Origin of the sequence: Jeotgalibacillus salarius (genome assembly GCF_004405125.1) — a bacterium.
Taxonomy (GTDB): Bacteria; Bacillota; Bacilli; order Bacillales; family Jeotgalibacillaceae; genus Jeotgalibacillus; species Jeotgalibacillus salarius.
The window spans coordinates 151,366-175,611 of the sequence record NZ_SORX01000005.1 but is presented as its reverse complement, the minus strand read 5'-3'; the positions used below and the strand labels follow the sequence as shown (position 1 = coordinate 175,611).

At 40.4% G+C, this 24,246-nt stretch carries 22 protein-coding genes; 3 read left to right on the top strand and 19 right to left on the bottom strand.

All coding sequences use genetic code 11. From position 1 onward, the window contains the following. Positions 1-16 precede the first annotated feature (16 nt). The 16 genes from E2626_RS10200 to E2626_RS10125 all read right to left on the bottom strand — a co-directional run bounded on the left by E2626_RS10200 (position 17) and on the right by E2626_RS10125 (position 15,065). Positions 17-1,018: a rod shape-determining protein gene (locus E2626_RS10200; protein ID WP_134381649.1), complete on the bottom strand. Its 1,002-nt coding sequence runs from the start codon at positions 1,016-1,018 to the stop codon at positions 17-19. 96 nt (positions 1,019-1,114) lie between these two features. Then, the gene (gene radC / locus E2626_RS10195) at positions 1,115-1,810 is read right to left on the bottom strand and encodes a RadC family protein (RefSeq protein ID WP_244094294.1); all 696 of its coding nucleotides are present in this window, start codon (positions 1,808-1,810) and stop codon (positions 1,115-1,117) included. Between the two features lie 28 nt (positions 1,811-1,838). Beyond that, positions 1,839-2,393: a Maf family protein gene (locus E2626_RS10190; RefSeq protein ID WP_424955129.1), complete on the bottom strand. Its 555-nt coding sequence runs from the start codon at positions 2,391-2,393 to the stop codon at positions 1,839-1,841. Between the two features lie 94 nt (positions 2,394-2,487). Further along, positions 2,488-3,159, bottom strand: coding sequence for a hypothetical protein (locus E2626_RS10185; RefSeq protein ID WP_134381647.1), 672 nt, complete (start codon positions 3,157-3,159; stop codon positions 2,488-2,490). A 112-nt stretch (positions 3,160-3,271) separates the two neighbouring features. After that, on the bottom strand, positions 3,272-4,027 hold the full coding sequence (locus E2626_RS10180; RefSeq protein WP_134381646.1) for a prepilin peptidase: 756 nt from the start codon (positions 4,025-4,027) through the stop codon (positions 3,272-3,274). 31 nt (positions 4,028-4,058) lie between these two features. Continuing rightward, entirely contained in the window at positions 4,059-4,499 is a 441-nt protein-coding gene (locus E2626_RS10175; RefSeq protein WP_134381645.1) for a type II secretion system protein, read from the bottom strand. Next, positions 4,496-5,290 (bottom strand): pilus assembly protein PilO, encoded by a 795-nt coding sequence (locus E2626_RS10170; protein ID WP_134381644.1) that lies wholly within the window; start codon positions 5,288-5,290, stop codon positions 4,496-4,498. Before E2626_RS10170 ends, E2626_RS10175 begins: the two co-directional genes overlap by 4 nt. Further along, positions 5,283-5,864, bottom strand: a complete 582-nt coding sequence (locus tag E2626_RS10165) for a PilN domain-containing protein (protein WP_134381643.1) — start codon at positions 5,862-5,864, stop codon at positions 5,283-5,285. Before E2626_RS10165 ends, E2626_RS10170 begins: the two co-directional genes overlap by 8 nt. Then, positions 5,861-6,778: a type IV pilus biogenesis protein PilM gene (gene pilM, locus E2626_RS10160; RefSeq protein ID WP_134381642.1), complete on the bottom strand. Its 918-nt coding sequence runs from the start codon at positions 6,776-6,778 to the stop codon at positions 5,861-5,863. Before pilM ends, E2626_RS10165 begins: the two co-directional genes overlap by 4 nt. 127 nt (positions 6,779-6,905) lie before the next feature. Continuing rightward, positions 6,906-7,406 carry a prepilin-type N-terminal cleavage/methylation domain-containing protein gene (locus tag E2626_RS10155; RefSeq protein ID WP_134381641.1) on the bottom strand — a complete coding sequence of 167 codons (501 nt, stop codon included), beginning with the start codon at positions 7,404-7,406 and terminating at the stop codon, positions 6,906-6,908. Positions 7,407-7,499: 93 nt separating this feature from the next. Beyond that, positions 7,500-8,711: a type II secretion system F family protein gene (locus E2626_RS10150; protein WP_134381640.1), complete on the bottom strand. Its 1,212-nt coding sequence runs from the start codon at positions 8,709-8,711 to the stop codon at positions 7,500-7,502. Positions 8,712-8,723: 12 nt separating this feature from the next. Beyond that, positions 8,724-9,749 carry a type IV pilus twitching motility protein PilT gene (locus E2626_RS10145; RefSeq protein WP_134381639.1) on the bottom strand — a complete coding sequence of 342 codons (1,026 nt, stop codon included), beginning with the start codon at positions 9,747-9,749 and terminating at the stop codon, positions 8,724-8,726. An 11-nt stretch (positions 9,750-9,760) separates the two neighbouring features. Beyond that, a complete protein-coding gene (locus E2626_RS10140; RefSeq protein ID WP_134381783.1) occupies positions 9,761-11,416 on the bottom strand; it encodes a GspE/PulE family protein in 1,656 nt (551 codons plus the stop codon). Positions 11,417-11,435: 19 nt separating this feature from the next. Next, on the bottom strand, positions 11,436-12,917 hold the full coding sequence (locus tag E2626_RS10135; RefSeq protein ID WP_134381638.1) for a VanW family protein: 1,482 nt from the start codon (positions 12,915-12,917) through the stop codon (positions 11,436-11,438). Between the two features lie 18 nt (positions 12,918-12,935). Further along, positions 12,936-13,631: a PRC-barrel domain-containing protein gene (locus E2626_RS10130; protein ID WP_134381637.1), complete on the bottom strand. Its 696-nt coding sequence runs from the start codon at positions 13,629-13,631 to the stop codon at positions 12,936-12,938. Between the two features lie 39 nt (positions 13,632-13,670). Then, entirely contained in the window at positions 13,671-15,065 is a 1,395-nt protein-coding gene (locus E2626_RS10125) for a midas domain-containing protein (protein ID WP_134381636.1), read from the bottom strand. A 92-nt stretch (positions 15,066-15,157) separates the two neighbouring features. On the opposite strand from E2626_RS10125, the gene E2626_RS10120 reads away from it, so the two are divergent. From E2626_RS10120 to E2626_RS10110, 3 genes are read left to right on the top strand one after another with little or no spacing between them, the layout of a single operon-like run. Continuing rightward, positions 15,158-15,661, top strand: a complete 504-nt coding sequence (locus tag E2626_RS10120) for a prepilin-type N-terminal cleavage/methylation domain-containing protein (RefSeq protein WP_134381635.1) — start codon at positions 15,158-15,160, stop codon at positions 15,659-15,661. Next, on the top strand, positions 15,654-16,253 hold the full coding sequence (locus tag E2626_RS10115; RefSeq protein WP_134381634.1) for a PilW family protein: 600 nt from the start codon (positions 15,654-15,656) through the stop codon (positions 16,251-16,253). Before E2626_RS10120 ends, E2626_RS10115 begins: the two co-directional genes overlap by 8 nt. A 12-nt stretch (positions 16,254-16,265) precedes the next feature. Next, complete coding sequence (locus E2626_RS10110) at positions 16,266-17,885, top strand: hypothetical protein (protein ID WP_134381633.1); 1,620 nt, start codon at positions 16,266-16,268, stop codon at positions 17,883-17,885. 32 nt (positions 17,886-17,917) lie between these two features. On the opposite strand, the gene E2626_RS10105 is transcribed toward E2626_RS10110, so the two are convergent. The 3 genes from E2626_RS10105 to E2626_RS10095 form a co-directional block, all read right to left on the bottom strand. Next, positions 17,918-18,793 (bottom strand): ankyrin repeat domain-containing protein, encoded by an 876-nt coding sequence (locus E2626_RS10105; protein WP_134381632.1) that lies wholly within the window; start codon positions 18,791-18,793, stop codon positions 17,918-17,920. Between the two features lie 57 nt (positions 18,794-18,850). After that, a complete protein-coding gene (locus tag E2626_RS10100; RefSeq protein ID WP_134381631.1) occupies positions 18,851-22,390 on the bottom strand; it encodes an Ig-like domain-containing protein in 3,540 nt (1,179 codons plus the stop codon). Between the two features lie 97 nt (positions 22,391-22,487). Beyond that, positions 22,488-24,197: a sensor domain-containing diguanylate cyclase gene (locus E2626_RS10095; RefSeq protein ID WP_134381630.1), complete on the bottom strand. Its 1,710-nt coding sequence runs from the start codon at positions 24,195-24,197 to the stop codon at positions 22,488-22,490. Between the last annotated feature and the right edge of the window lie 49 nt (positions 24,198-24,246).

Here is a 24,246-nt window from a genome sequence, read left to right as displayed (position 1 = left end):
TTAGCTGTTTTCCCTGTTACTTCTGTTTCTTAAAGTAGTCGATGTTATCTAACGCTTTACCTGTACCAATTGCCACACAATCAAGAGGCTCTTCGGCAATATGAACCGGCATTGATGTTTCTTGCGTCATCAATTGATCCAGTCCTTTCAGAAGCGCTCCTCCACCTGTCAATACAATTCCGCGATCCATAATATCCGCTGAAAGTTCGGGCGGTGTATGCTCAAGTGTACTTTTCACTGATTCGATAATTGTAGAAATCGTATCTGCCAAAGCACCCTGAATTTCTTTTTGCGTAATTTCAATTGTTTTTGGAAGTCCCGTTAACAAATCACGGCCTCTTATTTCCATCTTCACTTCAGTTTCATTTGATACTGCAGATCCAATTTCCATTTTGACTGCTTCAGCAGTACGTTCACCAATCATCAGATTATATTGTTTTCTAATGTATGAAACAATTGCATCATCCATTTCATCACCAGCTACACGGATGGATTCACTTGTTACAATTCCTCCAAGCGAAATGACTGCTACTTCCGTAGTACCGCCACCAATATCAACAACCATACTGCCAGTCGGTTCCCAAACAGGAAGCCCGGCACCGATTGCAGCTGCGAATGGTTCTTCGATCGGGAATGCGTCTTTTGCACCCGCCTGCCTTGCAGCATCAATCACTGCACGTTTCTCTACTGATGTGATCCCTGATGGCACACACACCATAACATACGGCTTTCTAGAAAATGAACCACTTTTCAATGCCTGATTCATATAATACTTGATCATCGTAGAAGTAGTTTCAAAGTCTGCAATGACACCGTCTTTCATCGGGCGTAGTGCTACAATGTTTCCTGGCGTTCTGCCAATCATATTTCTTGCTTCATTTCCCACTGCTACAATATCTTTCGTATCCTGTCTAAGCGCTACGACTGAAGGTTCTCTTACAACGATCCCCTTACCTTTTATGTAAACAAGTGTATTAGCTGTTCCTAAATCAATTCCTATATCTTTCGTTCCAAACATGGAGTATCTCCCTTTCTCATTAAGCAAATAGCCTTTTACAGGCCGGTCAAAAACCATAGCTTTAATTATAGCTTACACGCATCCATTTTAACAACGTTACATATACCCTTTTTCCTTTAAACTTACATACTTCTTTTCACCAATGATTAAATGATCAAGCACTTCTATGCCGATCATTTTTCCACATTCGACCAATCTTCTTGTCACATCAATATCTTCTTTAGAAGGTGTCGGGTCACCGCTCGGGTGGTTGTGAGCACAGATAATAGAGGCGGCGGAGCGCTTGAAGGCTTCTTTGAAGACCTCTCTGGGGTGAACTATGGAGGAATTTAACGATCCTATAAAAATCGTTTGCTGGTGGATAATCTGATTTTTCGTATTGAGATACAGGGCGACGAAATGCTCCTGGGTCAAAAAGCGCATTTCATTCATCAGGAAAGTCGCACCATCTTCAGGTGAACGAATTGTGAACCTGTCTTCAAATGTAATATTTGCAATACGGCGTCCGACTTCAACAGCCGCTAAAACCTGTACTGCTTTTGCATGACCAATTCCTTTAATTGAAATCAGCTCGTCAAAAGAAGCTTCTTTTAACGTTCTTAATCCATTAAACTCCTGAAGCAGTTTATTCGCAAGATTGATCACCGACTCTTCTTTAGAGCCAGTCCGGAGTAAAATCGCAATTAATTCCTGGTTTGATAAACTTTGAGCACCTTGATTTATAAAGCGTTCACGGGGCTTGTCCTCGTCATGGTAATCTCTGATCATTAACGTTTTCTGTGGAATCAGCATCATTTTCCTCCTGTTTGGTGGAAAACAGCTAAGAAAGCAAAGCGTCAAGCTCTCTTTTTAACCGGGCAAGGGGAAGTCCGACTACAGCATAGTAATCACCGGTAATCTCTTTCACAAATAATGCGCCTCCGGATTGGATACCGTATGCTCCTGCCTTGTCGTAAGGGTCCTCTGTCGCAGCGTAATCGCTTATTTCTTTCTCAGACAGCGGCCAGAATGTGACAGACGTCTTTTCGGCAAATGAAGTAGCTATTCCATCTTTCATCAACACAACCCCTGTGTAAACAGTATGTGTCTGACCGGATAAACTTCTGAGCATTTCCGCTGCTTCCTCAGCCGTTTTCGGTTTACCTAAAATTTGTTGTTGAAAAACAATCGTATCACTGCCGATGACAACTGATTCAGGAAACTTCTCTGCTACATCAGCAGCTTTTCCTTCAGCAATTTTTAAAACGGCTTTTTCCGGATCTTTCTCTTTGATCGTGGATTCATCAAATTCTGAAGGATGTATCAGGAAAGGGTAAGGAAGCATTGCCATCAATTCTTTTCGACGAGGAGATTGTGAAGCTAAAATAATGTCCATGATTCATTCACCTCAATGCAAAATAATAATAGGGAGATAGCTATAGTATAGCATATCTCCCTGATATCAATAACATTTAATTACAAATGAAGAATTACTCACTGATTTTCTGTTCAATCTGTAAAATCGCACTCAAACTTTGAAGAAAAGCTGTTTCACTGTTTCCGTTTTCGATTGAGCGATGAAGATTTTGCAGATCACTATGCTCCAATTGGTCAACGGGAATTGCAGTAAATGATGTACTCGGTGATGACAACTTTTGATTCATGGCACCGATTGTAGCTGATAGCCATTCATGATCTTTTTCAGAGACATTGAGTTGAAAGGCATCAATCATTACTTTTTTTACATAAACATCACCAGCATGTCCTGCTGAGAGTGCTTTTGCCTTTTCTTCGGTTCCGGCTGCCCCTATCCATAAAAGTTGCATATCATCCTGCTTCACAAGCACGTGGGAGGTGTCAGCGGGCAGTGTTGAAATGAAATCACCGGCTGCTTCTTCAGTGCTGAACGCCCCGGCCTGCAACACCCAGAAAGATATTGGCGGCACTTCAAATAAGGTTGTCTCTTCCACAGGTTCTGCGAGCAGCGGCTGCTGATCAGGCTTTTCTAAAAAAAGATTGAGTATTAGTCCAAAAATTACCGCACAGAGGATACCAGAAAAAATCGGAAATAGTATTAACCCTTTTGTTTTTCTCTTATCCTGAGATGCCGGAAAATGAATAATCGTTCCATCTTTGTTTTTCGAGGCCGGTTCCTGTTTCATTTATGCAGCTCCTTCTATTACTTATATAGTAAGAGACTAGCACGTGAAATCAAAAAAAGAACAAGACATTTGTCGTCTTGTTCACGTGATTTTCCGACACATTTAATGAAAATCAGAAAAACAGATTCATATATGACGTGATGAAGATCTCACCCCAAAAATAAGCAATTAAAGCACCAATCGCAATTGAAGGACCGAACGGAACAGGCTCTTTTCTCGATTTCTTTTTCACATATATCGCATACAGCCCTGCCGCTGTCCCGATAAACGTCGCAAGAAAAAATGAAAGCAATGTCAGCTTCACACCAAGCACCAGTCCAATCACAGCATACAGCTTAATATCTCCGCCACCCATTCCTCCTCTTGAGATAATCCCAATCAGGAGCAACAGTACGAAACCGGCAGCTGCACCTGCGAAAGCGTCCCACCACGGTGATAACGGAATTAGTATTCTCAGTGCAACCATCATGACACCGAAAAAAAGTAAAATCCGATCAGGAATAATCATGTACTCAATATCTGAAACAGTAATAATCATTAAAAGAGATACAAATATGAGACTGACGAACAGTTCACCAGTAAATCCAAAATAATAAAAACTGTAAGCAAATAAAAGTCCTGTGAACAGTTCGATCGCAGGATATTTAATAGGAATTTTTAAGCGGCAGCTTTTACACTTTCCCTTTAACAATAAGTAAGAAATCACAGGGATTAATTCATACCATTTCAATTGATGGCCACACTGCGGACAGGCAGATCCCGGATAGGATATAGACTGCTTTTTAGGTACCCGAAGACCCACAACATTATAAAAAGAGCCAAAGATTGTACCGTAAAGAAAAAATAACGCTGTCAGAAAGATCGACATGTGGATTGACTCCTTTTAATAAATTTGGGGGCTAATTCGGAGTAATACTGTCGCGGGAAAGTTCACTGAACGACGATGGCGCTTCTTCGTCTTCACTTCCGCATATTTTATAATTTTCGGCATAAAGACAAATGGTTATTGGCTCAATTTCAGAAAACATGACATAGCTCCCATTGTTATCTGCCAGAAGCTCGCCGGTAAACGGATCCTGCATTTTTTCGATCAGACCTTCAGCTAATAATTCCTGATAAGTAACCTGATCGACCGGCGATTCATCTATGCGGTGATAGAGCGCATACTTTCTGGCTGCTTCCTTCATCGTATAGGCATTTGATATAAAAGCATCCTGCTTTGCTTTTGACACAGTTGTCTGAATCATGAGTGCACCAATTGCAAGAATAATCCCGAGAATAACGAGTACAGCCAGCAATTCAATTAATGTAAACCCACGCTCGCTTCTTAATCTTGTCACTCTTCTTCCTCACTTTCTAGATCCGGAAACTGTGATAGAGGATTATTTTTATCAGCAGGTGGCGGTGCATTAATCAGCGGCAGTTCATTAATTAGCTCCTCAAGTTCCGGATAGTAAAATGCAGCGACTGCCATTGTATAAATAAGCGGTTCTGATAAATCATTTACAGAAATCTGCTCGCTGTCATCAGAAAAGCTGATCTGTTCAACTTCCATTATCCGATTGGAATCTTCTAAAACATTTAAAAACTGCTGCATTTCAAAATAGCTGTCTGAAGTAACTGAAAGGTTCATTAGTACTTTATAAAGTCCTGATGGCGCCTGAATGTCTGCGGGAGCAGGATCAGAATCTACAATCACTTCATCAGTTTCTTCGTCCACAGATGCATTCCCTTCTGAAGGAGTATCAATCGGATTTTCCATCTGCTCCGGTGCTTCTTCAACTTCTGAAAGAGACGTGACTTCCGCCTCAGTTATGGCGATTGATGCAATCATACTGTCTGAAACAAGTTCAGCTTTCTCCAGTTCAAGAATAAGCTGATCGACAAGCGGTTTAACCGGAATCTGCTTCTGAAGCTCAGCGCTGCTTTCGAGTGACACAGCTTGACCGTCACCTCTGCTTAGCAGCATCGCTTCGATCAGCTGTTCTTCGTTTTTAAGCTGCTGCTGTTTTAAATCCACTTCAGCATTCAGCGGATAAATCAGTAAAAAATAAAGTATGACAGGGAGTAAAAGTGCAACCGTACCGAGGGCAATGGTCAGAAGTGAAGTTCTATTAAACCTATTATTCAATTACTTCACCCTCCCTGATAGCCTGCTGATTCAGCATTACTGTATATTGTGCGACATACCGCGGTAAAACTTCATCTGATCCAGCCGAATCCAATTCTTCTGTGACAATACTTTGCAGAGACGCCTGCGTAACTTTTTCTGACTGTTCAAGCTGATGCAGATAAAAAGCTGCTTCTCTGCTCATGTCAAATTGAACAGTTAGCGTAATCAGTCCTGTGTCAGTATACTGAAATGATTCGAAGAACCCTCTTTCAGGGAGAAGTTCGGTAAAGTGGTTCAGTACCTCTACTGTTGGAATCGGATAACTTTCCATGAACTGAATAGCCGATTCAAGCTGATCAATTCCGCCAACTGATTCATTACGCTGATTTTGCTGTTCAAGTAATGCCTTTTCCTGTTGCGCCTGCGACAGCTGCGAGTCGATTCTTTCGAGTTCTTCCCCTTTGGACCACTGCAAGACAAATACAGTAGCTGTAAGTAAAACAAGTACTGCAATGATCGGAATAATAAACGCCATTCTGAACCGCTGCTTCTTTTGTTTTTTCGGTAGTAAATTGATTGAAATCTGACTCATCTGATTCCCTCTTTTAACGACAGTCCGATTGCTACTTCAAATCCTCTTATATCGTGGTCCAGCAGGCGTTCAAACTCTCTTGTTTTTGACGGTTTTTCCACCCGGACAGTTGTTTCTGCATTCAGACCATCATGAAAATCCTGGATCTCTGCGTGGTCCCCGCTTAAATAAATGCTGCTGATCTCACCGTCATCCTGCAGGACTGAATAACGGTAAAAGCGCATAATCTTTTCGATTTCACTGTACAGTTCTTCGAATTCTGTCGTTTCTTCGAGCGCTATCGGCCTCATAAAGAGGGGGAAGCCATCGTGAAACACTGAGATTGTCAGCTGATGCGATTCCATATGTATAAACATCAGGTGATCTTTCTGATCAAGTGTCCCTGTGTGGTCATAGTATCTGTAAAGAGCAAGTGGCGTGATATCTGCTGTTAACGGCTCCAGATGAACCTTGTCCAGCAAATCTCTGTAGCTGCTCACAATATCTACAGGAGAAGCAAAAATAACAATTTCCTTCTTTTCATCACCCGGCAATTTCACAAAATCAAATACGGGGTCCTCAAAGGGAATCTGAATTCTGTTGCCGAGCTCCATATATAAATAACCGTGAATTTCCTGATCTGAAAGATTCTCTTTCAATTCAAGCTGTCTGACAATCACAAACGGGTCAGGTACAGTGAATTGCACTTTTTTATTTTTAATTTTCCAGTCGCGGACACACTGTTCCAGAATTGTTTCAAGCGTTTCAGCATCTTCAACCCTGCCACGCTCAATGATCCCATCTGGCAGCTCATAAAACTGAACCTGCTTAATGTCAAGCGGTTCAAGCGATCTGAGCTCCACCATACGGATGGCATTCTCTGAAAACACAATATGTACAAGCTGACCTGATCTTTTAAATAAGGACTGTATCATAGAAAATAACCCCTTCTAAGCTGAGTTCAGCTGTCAATGCAAATGGACCTATACTAAAATAGGATAATACTATTATAACGTATTCAGAACTTTTGGATAGTAAAAAAACAAGCCCGAGGGCTTGTTTTTAGTCGAAAACTGAACGATTTAAGTCACCTTCAGCTTCTGGGGCTGCAGGCGTACCAATATCCCGCTCACTCCCGTCAAGGTGAACATTATAAGTTAATTGGGTAGTGGCATCCCCTCTAGCTATTTCTACATAAGACCCAGTTGTTGGTCTTGTCGTTAGAGGTGCTGTATCCGGAGCATCAGCTGAAGTGTAACCCCCATTATCAGGATCCTCCAACGTTTCAATATATCCACCATCTTCTAATTCTTCAAGAGTAATAAAAGTACTATTCTCTTCTGCAGGTATAAATCGATTATCCCCCGCCACAGCTATTTTCGCCGAACTAATCATCTGCTGCGCATTCGCAACATGTGCATCTTTACGTGTGTTGTCGATAATACCACCAATTGCCGGGATTGCGATTGCAGCGATGATACCGAGAATGACGACAACTGCGAGCAATTCAATCAGAGTAAGACCGCGTTCATTTTTAATCATTGATTTCATTTTCTTAAACATATATTTACCTCCAAGATAGTATTCAGCATTACTGTACTTTTATACTACTACATTTACCTATGAAAAATACAGTATAAAATAACTAGAATGTGTCTAATATTGTTGAACGTCGTTAAATATCTCGAACATCGGTACCATAATCGCGGTCACAATTGTGCCTACAACTGCCGCCAGAAATACGATCATCAGTGGTTCGATAAGCGACTTGAGCTGTTCAGTTGCGTGATCAACTTCTTTTTCATAGAAATCTGCAACTTTTCCGAGCATCGCATCTAAAGACCCCGTCTGTTCACCGATCTGGATCATTTGTGAGATCAGCGGTGGAAATGCCCAGTGATTTTTCATCGGTTCTGTTAAAGAATTACCCCGCTCAAGAGAGTCTCTTGATTCACGAATAACCTTTGCGACTACTTCGTTTTCAACAATGGTTTCAGCTATTGCAAGCGCCTGTAAAATTGGTACTGAGCTTGAAAAAAGTGAGCTCAGTGTTCTTGTCAGTCTCGCCAGCACAGCTTTTTGGATCAACTTCCCAAAAAGAGGGATCCTCAGCACGAAAGAATCAAACTGATATTTCGTTTTCGGATGCTTTTTCAATGTTGAAATGCCTGCAAACAGGCCAACAATCAACAATATAACGATATACCACCAATCAACCATAAAGTCACTGGCGTTCAGCACGAACTGCGTAATCAGAGGCAGTTCACCGCCAAAATCAGCAAACATATTGACGAATGTAGGTACGACTGAAGTTAAAAGGAAAATGACTACGCCCAGTGCGACAATCCCGACCACGATCGGATATGAAAGCGCTGAGCGAATCTTTTGTCTCGTATTATATTGCTTTTCATAGTGATCTCCCAATCGCTCAAGCGTCTCATCAAGGTTCCCGGAGGCTTCCCCGGATCTCAGCATGTTGACGAAAAAAGGCTCGAATATCCGATTGAATTTACTGAGTGCATCAGACAGAGTATTTCCTTCACGCAGTTCTGATTCAACAGATAACAGCGCTTTTTTCAGCGGTTTACTTTCAGTCTGTTGTGCAAGAATGGCAGTCGCATCCACGACCGTAACGCCTGCTTTCAGCAAAGTTGAGAATTGTCTGACGAAAATAACAAGGTGCTGCAGCTTAACCGGATTCCCGATCGCGATATCTTTATTGAGCAGCGTTTCCTGCTGCTCTTCAATATCCGTTACCCGTATTCCGTCGCCTGCCAGCTGTTGGATCGCTTCTCTTCTTGTAACTGCTGATACAATACCTTTTTTCAAACCACTTTTCGTTCTGCCTTCGTATTTAAAACGTGCCATGACAGACTCCCCTTACATATAAGGTTTCGCGGTTTCCTGCGAAATCATATTTTTATCATACAGCTCTTTCACACTGGATTGAATAAGCTGCATACCCTGCGCCATTGACGTTTGTATGACTGACGGCAGCTGATGCACTTTTTCTGTGCGGATCAGATTGGCAACAGCTGCATTATTCGTCATAATTTCAACGGCTGCAATTCTGCCTTTCTTCTCTTTAAGCGGGAGTAACCGCTGTGAGATTACTCCTTTTAATACGCTTGCCAGCTGCAGTCTGATTTGTGGCTGCTGTTCAGGCGGAAACACATCTATAATACGTTCAACCGTTGATGCGGCACTCGATGTGTGAAGTGTTGCGAAAACCAGATGCCCTGTTTCAGCTGCTGTAATCGCCGTCTGGATTGTTTCAAGGTCACGCATTTCTCCTACCAGAATAATATCCGGGTCCTGCCTGAGCGCACTTCTCAGACCATTGGCAAACGTTTTTGTATCATAGCCGACTTCCCGCTGATCAATAATACAGCCGCTATGGCTGTGTAAGTATTCAATCGGATCTTCGAGCGTAATAATATGCTTTTTTTCAGTCTGATTAATGTACTGAATCATTGATGCAAGCGTTGTGGATTTGCCGCTTCCCGTTGGACCGGTTACCAGCACCAGTCCCTGTGGATAATGGGCAATATCTTCAAGCACTGAAGGAAGCTGGAGACTTTTCAATGTAGGGATTGATGTTGGAATCACCCTTACTGCAAGCGATATACAGTTTCTCTGATGATAGACATTTATCCTGAAACGCGATACCCCTGGAAGGCCATATGAAAAATCTAGCTCTCCTTTTTCTTTAAAATCATCCCATTTACCTTCCGGAAAAATCGCTTCTGCCATGTTTTCGGTATGTTCCATTTTCAGCTTATCTTTCCCGAGCCTCTTTAAGCTGCCATCGATTCTGAGAACCGGTGGAGATCCGACTGTGAGATGCATATCTGAAGCTCCGAGTTCAAATGCAGTTTTTAGCAAATAGTGAATTTCCTCTTTCATATAAACGTCCCCTATTCTATTGCTACGCGCATAATCTCTTCAGTTGTTGTGATGCCCTGCTTTACTTTTAAAAGACCGTCATCAATCAAAAAGATCGTTTTATTTTTAATCGCTACTTCACGAAGTTTTGAAAAAGACTCCCTGTTCAGAATAATACTTCTCATCACTTCATCGATCATCAGTACCTCATGAATCGCAATCCGGCCTTTGTAGCCGGTCATGTTACAAGATGTACAGCCCCGCCCTTTATAGACGGTTTCGATCTTAATGCCTCTTCTCGCAAAAATTTCTTTTTCACTGACAGAAGCTTCCTGTTGTTCTGCACAATCGCGGCAAACTTTACGAACTAGACGCTGCGCTACTACACCACTTAAAGAAGAGGCAATAAGAAATGGTTCAACGCTCATATCGAAAAGCCTTGTCACGGTGCTAAGTGAATCATTCGTGTGAATTGTACTTAAAACGAGGTGACCGGTCAGCGATGCTCTGATTGCGACTTCAGCTGTTTCCTGGTCACGGATCTCACCGACCATAATGATGTTTGGATCCTGACGGAGGATTGCCCGAAGTCCTTTTGCAAACGTAAGCCCTACATTCGTGTTTACCTGAATCTGATTAATTCCTTCAAGCTGATACTCAACCGGGTCCTCAACAGTGATAATATTCACATCTTCACTGTTTAATTTGTTCAAAGCCGCATAAAGGGTTGATGATTTACCAGAACCGGTTGGACCTGTGATCAGCACAATGCCGGTTGGCTTTTCAATCATAGACTGAAAACGTTTCATGTTGAGGCTGTTAAATCCTAGCGTCTGGATATCATTAAGCGAGCTGCTCAAATCCAGAATACGCAGCACAATTTTTTCGCCGTAAACTGTCGGAAGCGTAGAGACACGGAGGTCAATCGGCTTGTAATCCACATTGATTTTAATTCTTCCATCCTGTGGAATACGCTGTTCTGTAATGTCAATATTCGCAAGTATTTTAATTCTTGCTGTCAGCATGGCTTGAATATGTTTTGGCAGCACACGCTCTGTCCTAAGCACACCGTCAACCCTGATTCTGACAAGTACTTTCGTTTCCTGAGGGTCTATATGTATATCACTTGCCCGTTGAGAAGAAGCCGCAGATAAGAGCTGGTTCACAAGTCTTATGATGGGGGACTCCATATCAGTCAGTTCCTGAGCTGACACATCCTTCGTTTCTTCTATTTTCAGGTCTTCAAAGCCTTCTTCAGTTTCATAATATTTATTGATTGAGCGGATAATGTCATCTTTTGTAGAAATAACCGGCCTTATATCAAAGCCGGTTGAAAGTCTAAGGTCTTCAATTGTGTAAAAGTCCATTGGGTCGCTCATGGCGACAAACAGTTTATCGCCCTCTTTTTTCAATGGAATAATAAGCTTTCTTTGTGCATCTTCTTTCGGAATAAGCGTGAACAGATTTGTATCAAACGGATATCTGTAAAGGCTGACCCGTTCAATCCCAAGCTGCACTTCGAGTACTTCGATCAGCTGCTGTTCCGTGATGTAACCTCTTTCAAGGAGCGCATCACCAAGCTTCAGGTGCTGCTGTTTTTCAGCAAGTGTTTTTTCAAGCTGCTCCTGTGTAAGTACACCTGCCTCGAGCAGCATATCACCAAGACGCTTCTTCGGTTGAACTGACATCAGCCTTTCCTCCTGACTATTATTTCGGATCTCTGTTCTGATCAGTTGAACGATTCTGACCGTTTTCGTTTCTTCCCTGTTGCTGACTCTGTGAGTTGTCGTCATCAGCTTCTCCTGATGAACTCTCACGATCAGATCCAGGGTTATTCGTATTGTCGTTTTCTGATGGACTTCCAGAATGATTGTCTGTGAGATTGTCTGAATCATTACGATCTACGGATTCATTGTCATTATTTTCATTATTTGATCCATTTTGACCCGTTCCACTATCATTGCCGGAACTTGTGTCATCACCATCAGTATCAACAGAGTCCTGATCGTCTTCCGCCTGTTGTTCAGGCGACTCAAGACTGCTGACTTCTACCCGATGAACTGGAGGGTAAAAGTCTTCATACAGCAATTCTCTCTCAATCTCAATGGAATCAGCATCAAGTGTGACCCTCTCAACAGGTATGAGCTGACCATCAATACCCGTTTCAGGCACTTCAGTTGCCCCATCAGCTACGAAAGGACTATATTGACGAATCGTTCTGAATGGCAGTACTTCCGATTCACTAATATCAGCACTGAATGTAAATGGTTGCTCAGGTCCTGTTACCCGGATATAAAGTGTTCCCTGAACTGATTCAGCCTGAACCGTAAATTCAGATTCAGTGGCGTTTAATACCTTATAGTCATTCCCGCTACTTGATGTAACCCTTGCTTCTTTGCCCGGTGAAGCGTATTCAGGAAGGCGCGTACTAATATGACGCTCAGCAATCGTAAGTGGCGTATCTAAAACTGCTTCATGAATGACAGTCGCAATTTTTGAAAGTTCCTCATCAGAGATTTCGTAGTCATCTGAAGTCTCAATGATTGCTTCTGAAAGATTTAATACCGAGTAATACTGACCTGGAGACAGCGTCACGGATTCATTGGCGAAAAGATAGTTCTGCTGACCTGCCGTAACTGTAAATGTTCCAGCTGCCTCAGCAATTAATGTTTCACCTGAACCAGCAGACAGCAGGTTCGATAACGGAATTGAGGTGATCTCATTCGATTCCAGAAAAGCAGATCTTTGCTCAATTTCATTTTGTACTTTCATTGGATCAAGCACATCTGATTCCGGTAACCCGAAGTCACGCTTCAGCAGTGTAATTACATCTCCCATTTTTACGTTCAATTGAACAGGATTCGACTCTCCATCAACTGCAGTGCTTACGGCTTCTTCAGGGAAAAACTCTATCAGTTCAGGACTGAGCACAGATACTTCTTCACCATAAGAGACCTTTAAAGAAGATTGTTGTTTCCAGACTGCAATATCCTCTGACACTGATGCAACAGCTTCTTCTTGAGACAGCCCGGAGACATCCGTACTTCCTACAACCGTACCTTGACTAAAGGGAACCGATTCATTGTTCGAACCGGGAAGCAGCAGCGGTCCGGCCTGCGTAGCTCCAGCGATGATAAAGAATGACAGCAAGATCACTGTAAGCATTTTCAAAGCCTGGTTTTGGCTCATATGATCCACCAACTTTCATTATTCAACTGATGTTGCCAGCTTTGCAAAAGTGGAAGGTCCTTTTTGCTTGGTCAATTCTATTTGTTCTTGTGTCAGCACGTCACCTGCTGAAAGAATTTTTTCACCACTGTAGTCAGTAATATCATTTTTCAGTGTTTTACCGACAAGCATCGTCATCTGTTTTTCTTTCATCTGATCAACTTTTGAGACTTCAGCTGTGGCTGTTTCAAGAGATTCACTGATGGCAGACAATGCTTCTTCTTCAAGCACAATAATGTCTTTTCCATATGTGATCACGTGATCAGCGTCAATAAACCCGTTTTTTTCAGATGATTCAATGTTCAGTTTCTCTATTGAACCTGTATCTTCATTGAAGTAATATTCTATGATCTCTCCGGCAAGTGCACCTTTTTTTGTGATTGCTTTTGTATCTGAGACAGAAATCTTTCTGTTTAACAACTGATTTGCAATTGGGATTTCATTCAGATCAATGACTGCCCCGCTGTTTTCAACAGTGATTGCATAACCGCCAAGCCCAATAATTTTCTTAAAAGGGATCGCTCTGACACTGGTTTGCCAGTCTTCATGTTCGATCGCAATAAAATCAACCGATCTTTTTTCTGGGTTTACAACGATTGATTTAACCGTTCCAATTTCTGTTCCATCTGTGATTGAAATGACTGGAAGGCCGATAAGTTCTGTACTATTTTTCATCAATTTCACACCTATTCTATTAAAGTTTAATTTTTATAACTATGTGAGTAAATTACGCAGTTCTTCCATTTCTCTTTTGATCACCGGATGATCAAATTTCATTGATACTTCTTCACTCGATTCAATCGCTTCATTATAAAGTTCTTGTCTCATAAAAAATTCTATCATTATTCTATAAAGTGCGAATTGCTGAGATTCATCTGATGTCAGCCCTATCGTTTCATGCACTTCATTTTTAAAGAGTTGTATATCTGATCCCACATAGGAATTAAACTCCAATGTTATCATGCTGAAAATGTCGTCATTAATCCTGCCAGGGGAAGATATTTGTGATTCAACATCATCTGCTTCATCATGTAAGGTGTCTTCTTCCTCTGCTGCTGGTTGTTCGATCGCAGCATCATTGTCAGTGTCAGGATGATCTTTCATTCGGTCATCAATTGCTGAATCAGTGAAAACGAAAGCTTCTGATTCTTGTTCATCTGCCGTTTCTTCTGGTTCATGACTATTTTCTATTAGATTCAGTTCATGTTTTTGCGCTGATTCCGGTTCAATAGTATTGTCTTCAATCTCTAAATTACTAAATAAAGGAGTGGCTATATCTTCGCTTTCCTGAATATGCGGGGTTTCAATGTCACCATCTTCATCTGGTTCAGATATTTTATCACTTTCAATAGTTGGCTCATCCTGAATCTCAACCGGCTGATTTATATCAACATCGTAGATTGCAGCACTTTCAAGCCACGAACGATCAGTTTCTATTGTATTTTCCTCTTTTGATAAGACATCAGGTTCATCCTCAAGTGATTCCTCCTGAGAATATTGTTTCTCAAAATGCTCTTTGTCTGACAGTTCTTTATCTTTTTCGATATTTTCTGACAACATGAATTCATTTCTCGATATTAGAAGTTCGTCAACTTCGTCAGATTCACTTCTCTCTGAATCTGACCGCTTGTCTTCAGATACTTCAGTTAATTCTTTCTCTGCAAGTGAGAAATCTTCCTCATCAACTGCCTTCTCCTGTTTATCCTCATCAACTTCTTCTGACGAACTCATTATCCAGGTATCTGTGGACAAAATGACATCAGAAGGTTCATCTGGCTCTTCTGCTCTATCTGACTCTTCGCTTATATGTATATCATCTTTAGCATGATCTTTATCTGTGAAATTCAAATCCGGCTCTTCTTCCTCTTCTATCATGAAAGACTTTCCTTTTTTCTGAAGAACAATGACACCGAGTAAGATTAAAGCGATACTCGCAAGCAGTGCCGTCCAGATATTCAGTATATTCTGAAGTGAAATCATCAATAATGCTGCTGTGAAAGCAATCCCCACCATAATAAACGTTCCTCCAGATGAGAAACCGAGTGGAAGAAAATATAAAATTGGAATCACGATCAGCATTCCAATGATGGCAAATACATAAGTTGCCATTACTTCACTCCTATTCACTTGAATTAGTACATATGATATATACGTTTATTATTGTATAATAAAACTATCTAAATTGAAAGAAGTGAAAAAGCATGTCTTTTTACATATTTCAAAATAAAAAAGGATTCACTTTAATAGAAGTACTTGCATCTATTACACTTTTAAATATCATCATTTTCTCATTTTTAACGTTTTTTCTTAATTCTTATAATTATACATTTGCTAATCAGGATCAAACGGTCGGTAGTAACGTTGCCCGGAATACAGTTACATATATAGAAAGTCAGGACTTTTTACTATTTCAAAGCTATTTAAATGCTGGTGGCGGTGATAGAACTCTTACGGCTGGTGACTGTACTGCTAGTGTCAACGGGACGAATCTTTTTGAAGAACCCAATGCATGCCTGGCTGTCTTTCAACCTGTTATTAATAATCAGTCCTATACTTCAGAAGTGAGTCTGACTTTTTACATTGCTGACACAACCCAGCAAACCGAAGCATTAAAAGATGAAATGATTCAGGTCGAATCTACAGTTGTCTGGGAGAGAAAAAGGAATGATGAAGTCACGGTAAGGGGGGTGTTACGCCGTGAATAGATTAAATGAAAGCGGCATGACACTGATTGAAGTATTAGCAGGTGTTACCGTTGCTGCCATTTTCAGTGCATCTATATATGGAGTATTCGTTTCAGGCTTATCACTTTATGAGAAAACATCTTCATTAGGACAGGCACGTGATGAAACTGATTATCTTGCAACAATGATTATGAATGAAATGTACATCCAAAAACCTGATTTCGTTATACCATATGAAGATGGTGAAAAGTCAGGCGTTATGCTTAGAAGGTTCTCAGAGAAAGAAGTTGAGAACTATTTGATAGAACAGCCTGATACTTCAGATGACACATATATATACTTTGAACAAAACCGAATTGTATTTGACACGATCACGGCAGACGAAAAAACTTCAGGCAGCCCTGAGGCAGGAACTTCCCCCGAACTTGTATTAACCGGAGAAACGATCGTTCTACAGCCTGCTGACAGCTATATCCGAATGAGGTGTCAGGCAGATTGTTCAGAAGGATTGCCCAGCGGTATTATTGAACTGAATCTGTCCATTCTACCAGGTAATTCACGTGTAGCAGAAACAATGGACCCTATACAATTACGATCAGACTTTGGGTATTAAGAGGTGAAGTATATGAAAAATGAACAAGGCTACACATTGCTCACAGTGATGTTGATCATACTGGTCTTCACGACTCTTGGTGCTGTTCTGCTGACGGTTACAATTGGAAGCACGCAGCGTACAGAGCTGAGAGAAGATACAATTGTGGAGGATTCGGATGCGATCAGAGCGATTGAACAGGGAACAGCCATTCTGAAGTATCAAGTTCAAAATAATCAATTTCCATCCCCTGGCCCCCTATATCAAAATGAACTGGATACAATCATTGCAGCACTATCTTCTGAAGGCTTAAATATTGATATAACTGATAAGTCATCAGGCTACGATATCAGTCTTAACCATGATTATACGCGTGTCTACGAGATTAGAAGCAGCGGTTATAACGAGGACTACTCCAAACTCGTTTATATTACAGCTATGCCCAGCTTCCTGAAGTACGCAGCTGGCGCAAGAGATGAATTGAATCTCCATGGAGGTATGTATATTGATGGTGACGTTTATGCAAATCAGCAGTTAAACATATCTAATGAAGCAAAATATATTTATGAAGGCAGTTATAATACTGTGAAAAATGACTTTCCAACGGTATCTGAACGGTCAAGACTTATACTTGAAGGTGTGGCAAGCAGCTGTGACCATCAATCTGTGCCGGGGTGCTTTGAAACCAATGGCAACAATTTCACCAAATCTATTCACTGGCAGCAAAGATCTGTTGAAGAGTTACTTTCAAATGCATTCAGCTACCAGTCTCCTACACTTGGTGAAGAAGCTGATTACATTGATGTTAGACTGCTCCCGACAGTTACTTCAAAAATGAAGGTAATGGATACTTCATTCGAGGATACGCATGCAGAAGCGATTGCAGCAGGTGCCTCTCCTCTTACTGTAAGAGGATTTTCAAGTCCTGAGGAATATGAAAGCATTCTTTCTGCAGACACCGTTCTTCATACTGAAAATGTTATCAGCACACTTCAATCTGACCGGAATCATATATTCCTTTCAGATGCCTATCTTAATACTTCCTCATTATCTGTTGATCAAGATAAGTGGGTGATTGTAATGGGCGATCTGATCTTAGAAAGTGCTGCCGGGGAACCGGCTCAAATCAGTTCAAATATTATTGTTTTTGGTAATGTAATCATGCGTGGTGAGTTAGCAATGGACTCAGTTTTATACGCATTGGGAAGCACAACAGTTTTTAATGCGAATATTCAAAAGATCAGCGGAGAAGGTGAACTGATTTTAATGAGCAGAGGACCTCTTGACATTGCTTTACTTAATTCCTTCAGTAATCCGACTGATTATACTGAATTTCCAAATCAGTTAAATGCTTTTTTATATACAGATCAGGATGCTGAGATCTATTCAGTTGGCTCCTATGTCTACATTGATGGAGGAATTTTCAGCAAAGGAACTCTTGAGTTTAACAGCTTCCGGGGTGATACTGCAGAAGGAGAAAATGACATCATTTTCAGTCCCTCATCTGATGGAGAATCAGCGTTTCAGAAATCACGCCTATATATTCGCAACAATCAGAGGTTGTTTCTTGATAAACTTCAGGCACTTCCCGCCGTGGAAAAACTTGATGTCATAGAAGATTCATATAGAAGAGTGGACCAAAATGAATCATAAAAGCAGCGGGAATAAATTCTCCCGCTGCTTTTTTAATTGGCGTTCAACAAGGCTATTAATGCCTTATTATCATATTTAAGTGCGATATCCAAAGCACTTTCTCCGCTATCGTTTTGCAGTTCCGGGTCCGCGCCAAGCTCCATCAGAACTTGTGCTGACTCCGTAAATCCATAATCCGCAGCGAACATAAGCGGGGTCCATCCAGCTTCATTTTGAGTGTTGACATCGTCTGTTTTCAAAAACTCTTTAATCCATTCAGTGTGATTTGATTTAACTGCAATTAATAAAGGTGTATCACCGTCAATATTTGTTTTACCACCCGAATAATCAGCTTCATCAGTTATAAATGAAAGTGAGGAATAAGGAAACCTTGCAGCTGAATGAAAGATTGTTTCACCCGAAGCGTTTATGACATCTGTATTAAGACCTTGATTATGCAGCCAGTTGAACAACTCTTCATGTCGCAGCCTTATTGCTTCAAATAGCAACGTTTCATCCTGTGCATTCACATCTGAGATTAATTCGCTTTTTTGACTGTGAATTTCTTTTATGATCTCAAGGAGTTTCTCATTCAAGTTGTCTTCATCAATCGCCGGGTCAATCATGGACTGTGCTGACAGCCATGCATCACCCTCAACAGGTTCCGCTCCCTCAGAAAGGAGCATTTTCGCAATATCCGGCTGTTGGTATGAAATTGCAGTCTGAAATGCAGTCATTCCGTTTTCACCCTTTATATTTAAAGCCTGCCCCTCTTCGATCAGTTCAGAAACAGCTTCCTGATCACCGCTCGCAATAGATTCGAATAAAGCTTCATTATCTATTTCTTTTGGTTCGTTCAGATAAAATACAGTTAATATGATGATGACTAATAGTATTGCCGACAGGATGATGATCCATTTTTTACTCATTGTGCTTCCCCCCACAAAACCATTCCTTAAAAAAGAAAAGGCTGATTTCTCAGCCTTTTAATATCTGTCACCGTTCTCAGGACTTTCTTCATCATCTTTCTCTCTTACGTGAATGATGATTGTATCTGTAAAGATGTTTCCATCATTCGTTGTTACTGTTACCCGAACAGTATTATTTTCCCCGATGCGCTGACCGAACACTTCTCCGTTATTATCGACTGTGATAAAAGGATTTGGTCCATCATTCGTAACATCTGTATAAATAATACTCTCTATATCGGTCGCATCAGCCGGTGTAATTTGCAATTCTGTCGCGAGAGGATAGGTATCACCCTTACCAATGACGATGACATCTTTAACAAAACCTGCATCTGTTAATGGAGAAGTCACATTCACTGTTACTTCATCCCGGATACCATTTGGCGCTTGAATGTATATAACAGTTCTTCCAGCCCCAACACCTCTAATCACGCCAGGGGATACCATTTCAGCAATCGAAGCATTTGCGGAAGTCCATGTCAGGTTATCAGTTTCTGCATATTGAGGTTCAACTGAAACAGTAAATGAATCAAATGTTTCATATTTATTAATCGTGATTTCCCCCGGTTCAACATTCAAACCGGTAATTTCTTTACTTCTCACTTGGATAATCGCTTCTGCAGTTACGACAGTTCCATTTGCATTAATACCACGAGCTATTGCTTTCGTTGTCCCAGGCTTCAACCCTGTAACCTTCCGTGTTGCTGCATTAACAGAAGCAATCTCATTATTCTCAAGAGTGATCTCGATGCTGCCTGAACCATCAGATGGATTAACAGTCAACGGAAGATCAACAGTCTCTCCTGCAAACACTTCAACATTATCTAAACTAATTGATTCAATTGGTACCCGCACTGACACATTTGACGTTTTTGTAATCTGGTTGCCAAATGAATCTGTTACAGAAACTGTTACGACAGCATCACCTTTTCCATTTGCCCTGATAATGCCATCCTGAGTAACTGTAATTACATCCGGTCTGGAAGACTCCCATTCAATTTTTTCGATGGCAGCTTCAGCAGGTCCATAACTGAAATCCCCTGAAGCTGTAAGGTTTCTTTCCAAGCCTTCATCAATTGTAATGGATTCAGTCAGGTTCACTTCTTCCAAAGGGTAGCCTGCTGTGAAATCAATCCGGTTGAACGTTTCTGTAAAACTTTCATTCAGATAGTCCACGTCATATACGACGGCTGAATCAGACAGGGAATAGCTGCCTCCCTGAAGTGCACTAATTGCAATTGTAAAGTTTACCGGATCGGCACTTCTCCAACCGCCTGGTGGACTATTATCCGGGGTATCTCCATTAAAGTCTTTAGAATAATTAATGTCTTTAATCAACCCTTTAACTGTATATCCTGAATCGATGTCACCGCTTTTTGTAAATCCAGCAGGAAGATTCAAGATCTCTATCCCTGCAGGAAACACTTCTTCAAACTCAATGTTTTCTAATGCAGCTGTTTGATTGCCTTTAATTTCACTTCTGCGAACAGGCTTTGGATTAAGTGTATAATCCAGCTCAATCACATCATTTACTACTTCATAAATTGATTTAACCGGTTGGATCGAACGTGAAATTTCAAGAAGGCTTTCAGACTCATATACGCTGACAGTTCGTTCCTCAATCGTCTCTGCACCTTTTTCATCAGTTGCCACAATTCGAATGACAACAGGTCCTTCACTCTCCACACCGTGTTCAAGCTGAAGATTGATCGTTTCCCCATTTCTGGAGTTTTCCTTTGTATAAGTTAGTAAGTCATTCACAAACACTTCTACGTTGTTAGTTTTAGCAGAGAGGTCATAGTCCTCCACTGTAAAACTTAAAGGAATTTTTTGATTAATAGGAAAACGTTCATCGTCCTGAGGCGTATGCACGTTAATCTCAGGTGCATGATTAGCACCAAAAAATGCACGGTACATTGTATTAACAAACAGTCGCTGCTCTGAGTCCGGAAAATTGGACGAGGTGTGCCCAGTCCCGGAGTAGGTCACATTTCCTTTCGAATAAGTATAGAAGTGGTTCCAGCTATCATCTTCGTCACGATTACTGCCAATGATGTTATACCACGGAATTACATTTTCATCTTCAAGATCGAGCGTGTAGTACTGATTGTGAGTAGTTGCGATTGACACATTTTCAGGTAGATCAAATGGAAATGTCGTCATTAGTCCTTCATTTACTTTTTTAGTACTTTTAGACGTGTTTGGAGCGCCATTACCCAGATTCGTTTCTGGTGCAATTTGACCCGTAGTCTCCATAAAATTATCCACCCAAACATTATTTCGGTTAAATATCGTATCATGTGTAAACATGACACTCTGCTGGGAATCGATATATTGTTTTAAAGAACCTACAGCTCCCTGACTTAGATTAGCGTAATTATAAGTATCAGAAAAACCAAAAATGACCATATCATACTTGCCGTTAATCTTCTCATGAGAATATAATCTGCTTTGAGATGAAGCATTTGCACTGCTATTAAAAACGTCAAAGCTTGTTGCATCAATATTTATCTGATATTGATTATTGCTTGTTAAGTAACTTTGCTTCATGTTGTTACTATTTTTCAAAGAACTGTTACTATTTCTATACACCTGCAGTACATTAATTTCAACTGGCTTATCTTCAAATAGGAACTGTCCGGTTTCATAATCACTTAGTACGTAATTATTTTGAGGTTGTACGAGTTCAAGCTTCCACATTCGTGGTCCTGAAAATCCAAATGGAAGCTCATAGTTAAGAACATTTTCATTTCCCCGTACGTCAATCTCTTTAACAATTTCTTCAGGTTCAAAGCTGTCATTAAAATCCTGATCAATGTAAAGTCGGAGTTTCATACGATTAACAGATGAATTATGAACATTGACAGAAAAATTGATGCTGTCACCTGCTTTATATACATTTGAGAAAGAGGCATTTCCAACAGCAGGTTTAGATGCAACTTCGAATGAAGGTTTTTTGATAAAGCTTTCATTCATATAGTTTTCAAACACCTTTGAGAAACCATTTGAAGTCGACACTGTTTCATCACATAAATACCAAATCCAGAAGTATCTGCAGTTTTCCTGTTCCGTTACAATTTCATTACCATAGTAAATAACAGAGCTGGAATTTAGACCTGAAAATTTCTGCTGAAGGATACCACCGTTTTCCATACTTTTTCCATGTAAAAAAACAGGCTGGTTTTTTGCTGCAAAGTGATTAATGATTTGATTCGCTTTATAGTTTGTAATATCATTCTGCACATTTGAAGTGTTATGGTTTCGCCCATTAACCTCTTGAGTAGAATACGTTCCTTCACCAATAATAATGCCGTCATACTTCCCATCAATTTCTTCTCTGCTTGCGACAAATTTCTTCATTGAGACGGTATCAACTTTAACGTTATATTGACTTGCATTACTGAAATCAAGACCTGTAGAATGTCCATCATCAGTAATTTCCAGCAAATACACTTCATTTAATTTGTGATTCGATGCTGATGCTTCGTCCAAAAAGTGGGCACTGAAAGGCACCCATACTATTAAAACCGATAAAAGTAGAAAAAGTACTTTCCTCACAATCGCCCACTCCTTTGTATCTAATACTATATGATTATTTTAACATAAATTTTATAAAATCATACTTTTAACTCATAAAAGCATGATCATTACATATTTACTTCGAATAAACCGCAACCTTATTCCGGCCTTTTTGTTTAGCCCCTATATATAGCGCTCTGTCAGCATTTCTGAGGAGATTTTTTGCTGAGTCTGTATCTTCCGGTGAAGATGCGACACCGATGCTGACTGTCATATTTATTTTTGTGATTTCTCTGTTCTGACTCAAATCATGCTGAATTTCAAATTGATGGTTTTCGATCACTGCTCTGATTTTTTCTCCTATTGACTGTGCTTCTTCTTTTGTTTTATCACTTAACAGCAGGACAAATTCCTCTCCGCCGTAGCGTGCAATCAATGCTTCTCTTCCCGCAGTCTCAATTAGCAGACCTGCGAGCTCCTGTAGAAGGTCATTTCCGCTCTGGTGACCATAAGTATCATTCACTTTTTTGAAGTGATCGATATCCAGCAAAATGAGTGAGAGTGCATTCATACGTCCCTGTTCCAGTCTTGAAAATTCATTACTCAGCTGTTCATCAAAATATCTGAAATTATATAAACCCGTTAATGCGCAGCGCTCACTTCTCTTTACATTGCGCTGATAGTTTCTTGCGTTTTGCATGGCAATTGCGAGATAAGAACAGAGAATTTCCAGGATTGCCAGTAAATGTGTGCCAAAAGCATTCTTCTTTTTTGATGCTGCTAAAAGGACTGCAACGGTTCTTTTATTTCGCTGAATCGGCACACAAATGATACTTTCAATATCAGATGGAATATAGCCCTCAACCTCTTCAATCCAATCCTTTTTCTTGTTAAAGAGGAGAGCTTCCCCTGTTCCCCACACTTTCCCTGAGATGCCTTCACCTTTCCGGACTGGAGACAAATTATTTGATTCCAATTGTCCGTTTTCAATTCTTCTTAAAAGGATCAGTTCATTCTTTTTTGTGTTAACGTCTAAGATGTATGTATAGTCCAAAGGCATTAAGTCTGCTAGTTTATTTGTAAATAAATCCAGTACTTCATTCACATTTAAACGCTCAGTGAGCTGATGTCCGATTTTTGCTGATTTTGCCAGGTCATTATTTACTTTTTCAGACGTATTGTACAACCTTAATATAATGGTTACGGCTAAAAAAGGGATCCCTAATAATAGTGTTGCTGCCGGGCCTACTGATTGAAGTAAATAATAGAGTGCAAGACCAAACGGCATACTTAACATCGTGGCTGCATAGTCCAGCTTTGTATCGCTGCTGAAAAATGGATATTTGTTACCGATTAGTCGATTAAATGAAAATAAATATACATGATTAGCGAAAATATGAATAAAAATGTATATGGCTGATGCGAATACCAGCGCCCAGAAACCGTCAGCTGATCCTATTCCGGTGCTGTAAAAGATCATTCCTGCCAGCAGGCTGATCAGCATAAACATCGTTGAATTCAGAGGAAACCGGTAAAGTGTTTTCAGTGTAATTTTTGATCTGATCAGTAAAGGAATTAACACGAGCTGCATTAAAATCATTTCATAAAATAGGCCATAGGTTAGAAAGGCTGCAAGATTGATCCAGTGAATAATAAATATAGTAGAGTGATCTACTTTAAACGGGAGATAAGCAGAAATAACTGCCAATAAGATCAGACTTAGTGCAATCCTCCAGTCCAAATCAGGAATTGGACTAATCTGATAAGCGATCAGCAGACCAGTTGGGAAAACAATTAACCACATAATCCATAATACCCATTTAACTGGCATAGTTATTTCTTTCATCTTATTTCACCTCATTTTATTATGATAATAGTCTCATGTAAAACTAATC

Coding starts and splice junctions, on each gene's coding strand:
- E2626_RS10200 (WP_134381649.1), bottom strand. CDS start 1,018: ATGTTTGGAACGAAAGATATAGGAATTGATTTAGGAACAGCTAATACA.
- radC (WP_244094294.1), bottom strand. CDS start 1,810: ATGCTGATTCCACAGAAAACGTTAATGATCAGAGATTACCATGACGAG.
- E2626_RS10190 (WP_424955129.1), bottom strand. CDS start 2,393: ATGGACATTATTTTAGCTTCACAATCTCCTCGTCGAAAAGAATTGATG.
- E2626_RS10185 (WP_134381647.1), bottom strand. CDS start 3,159: ATGAAACAGGAACCGGCCTCGAAAAACAAAGATGGAACGATTATTCAT.
- E2626_RS10180 (WP_134381646.1), bottom strand. CDS start 4,027: ATGTCGATCTTTCTGACAGCGTTATTTTTTCTTTACGGTACAATCTTT.
- E2626_RS10165 (WP_134381643.1), bottom strand. CDS start 5,864: ATGAGTCAGATTTCAATCAATTTACTACCGAAAAAACAAAAGAAGCAG.
- pilM (WP_134381642.1), bottom strand. CDS start 6,778: ATGATACAGTCCTTATTTAAAAGATCAGGTCAGCTTGTACATATTGTG.
- E2626_RS10155 (WP_134381641.1), bottom strand. CDS start 7,406: ATGTTTAAGAAAATGAAATCAATGATTAAAAATGAACGCGGTCTTACT.
- E2626_RS10150 (WP_134381640.1), bottom strand. CDS start 8,711: ATGGCACGTTTTAAATACGAAGGCAGAACGAAAAGTGGTTTGAAAAAA.
- E2626_RS10145 (WP_134381639.1), bottom strand. CDS start 9,749: ATGAAAGAGGAAATTCACTATTTGCTAAAAACTGCATTTGAACTCGGA.
- E2626_RS10140 (WP_134381783.1), bottom strand. CDS start 11,416: ATGTCAGTTCAACCGAAGAAGCGTCTTGGTGATATGCTGCTCGAGGCA.
- E2626_RS10135 (WP_134381638.1), bottom strand. CDS start 12,917: ATGAGCCAAAACCAGGCTTTGAAAATGCTTACAGTGATCTTGCTGTCA.
- E2626_RS10130 (WP_134381637.1), bottom strand. CDS start 13,631: ATGAAAAATAGTACAGAACTTATCGGCCTTCCAGTCATTTCAATCACA.
- E2626_RS10125 (WP_134381636.1), bottom strand. CDS start 15,065: ATGGCAACTTATGTATTTGCCATCATTGGAATGCTGATCGTGATTCCA.
- E2626_RS10120 (WP_134381635.1), top strand. CDS start 15,158: ATGTCTTTTTACATATTTCAAAATAAAAAAGGATTCACTTTAATAGAA.
- E2626_RS10110 (WP_134381633.1), top strand. CDS start 16,266: ATGAAAAATGAACAAGGCTACACATTGCTCACAGTGATGTTGATCATA.
- E2626_RS10105 (WP_134381632.1), bottom strand. CDS start 18,793: ATGAGTAAAAAATGGATCATCATCCTGTCGGCAATACTATTAGTCATC.
- E2626_RS10095 (WP_134381630.1), bottom strand. CDS start 24,197: ATGAAAGAAATAACTATGCCAGTTAAATGGGTATTATGGATTATGTGG.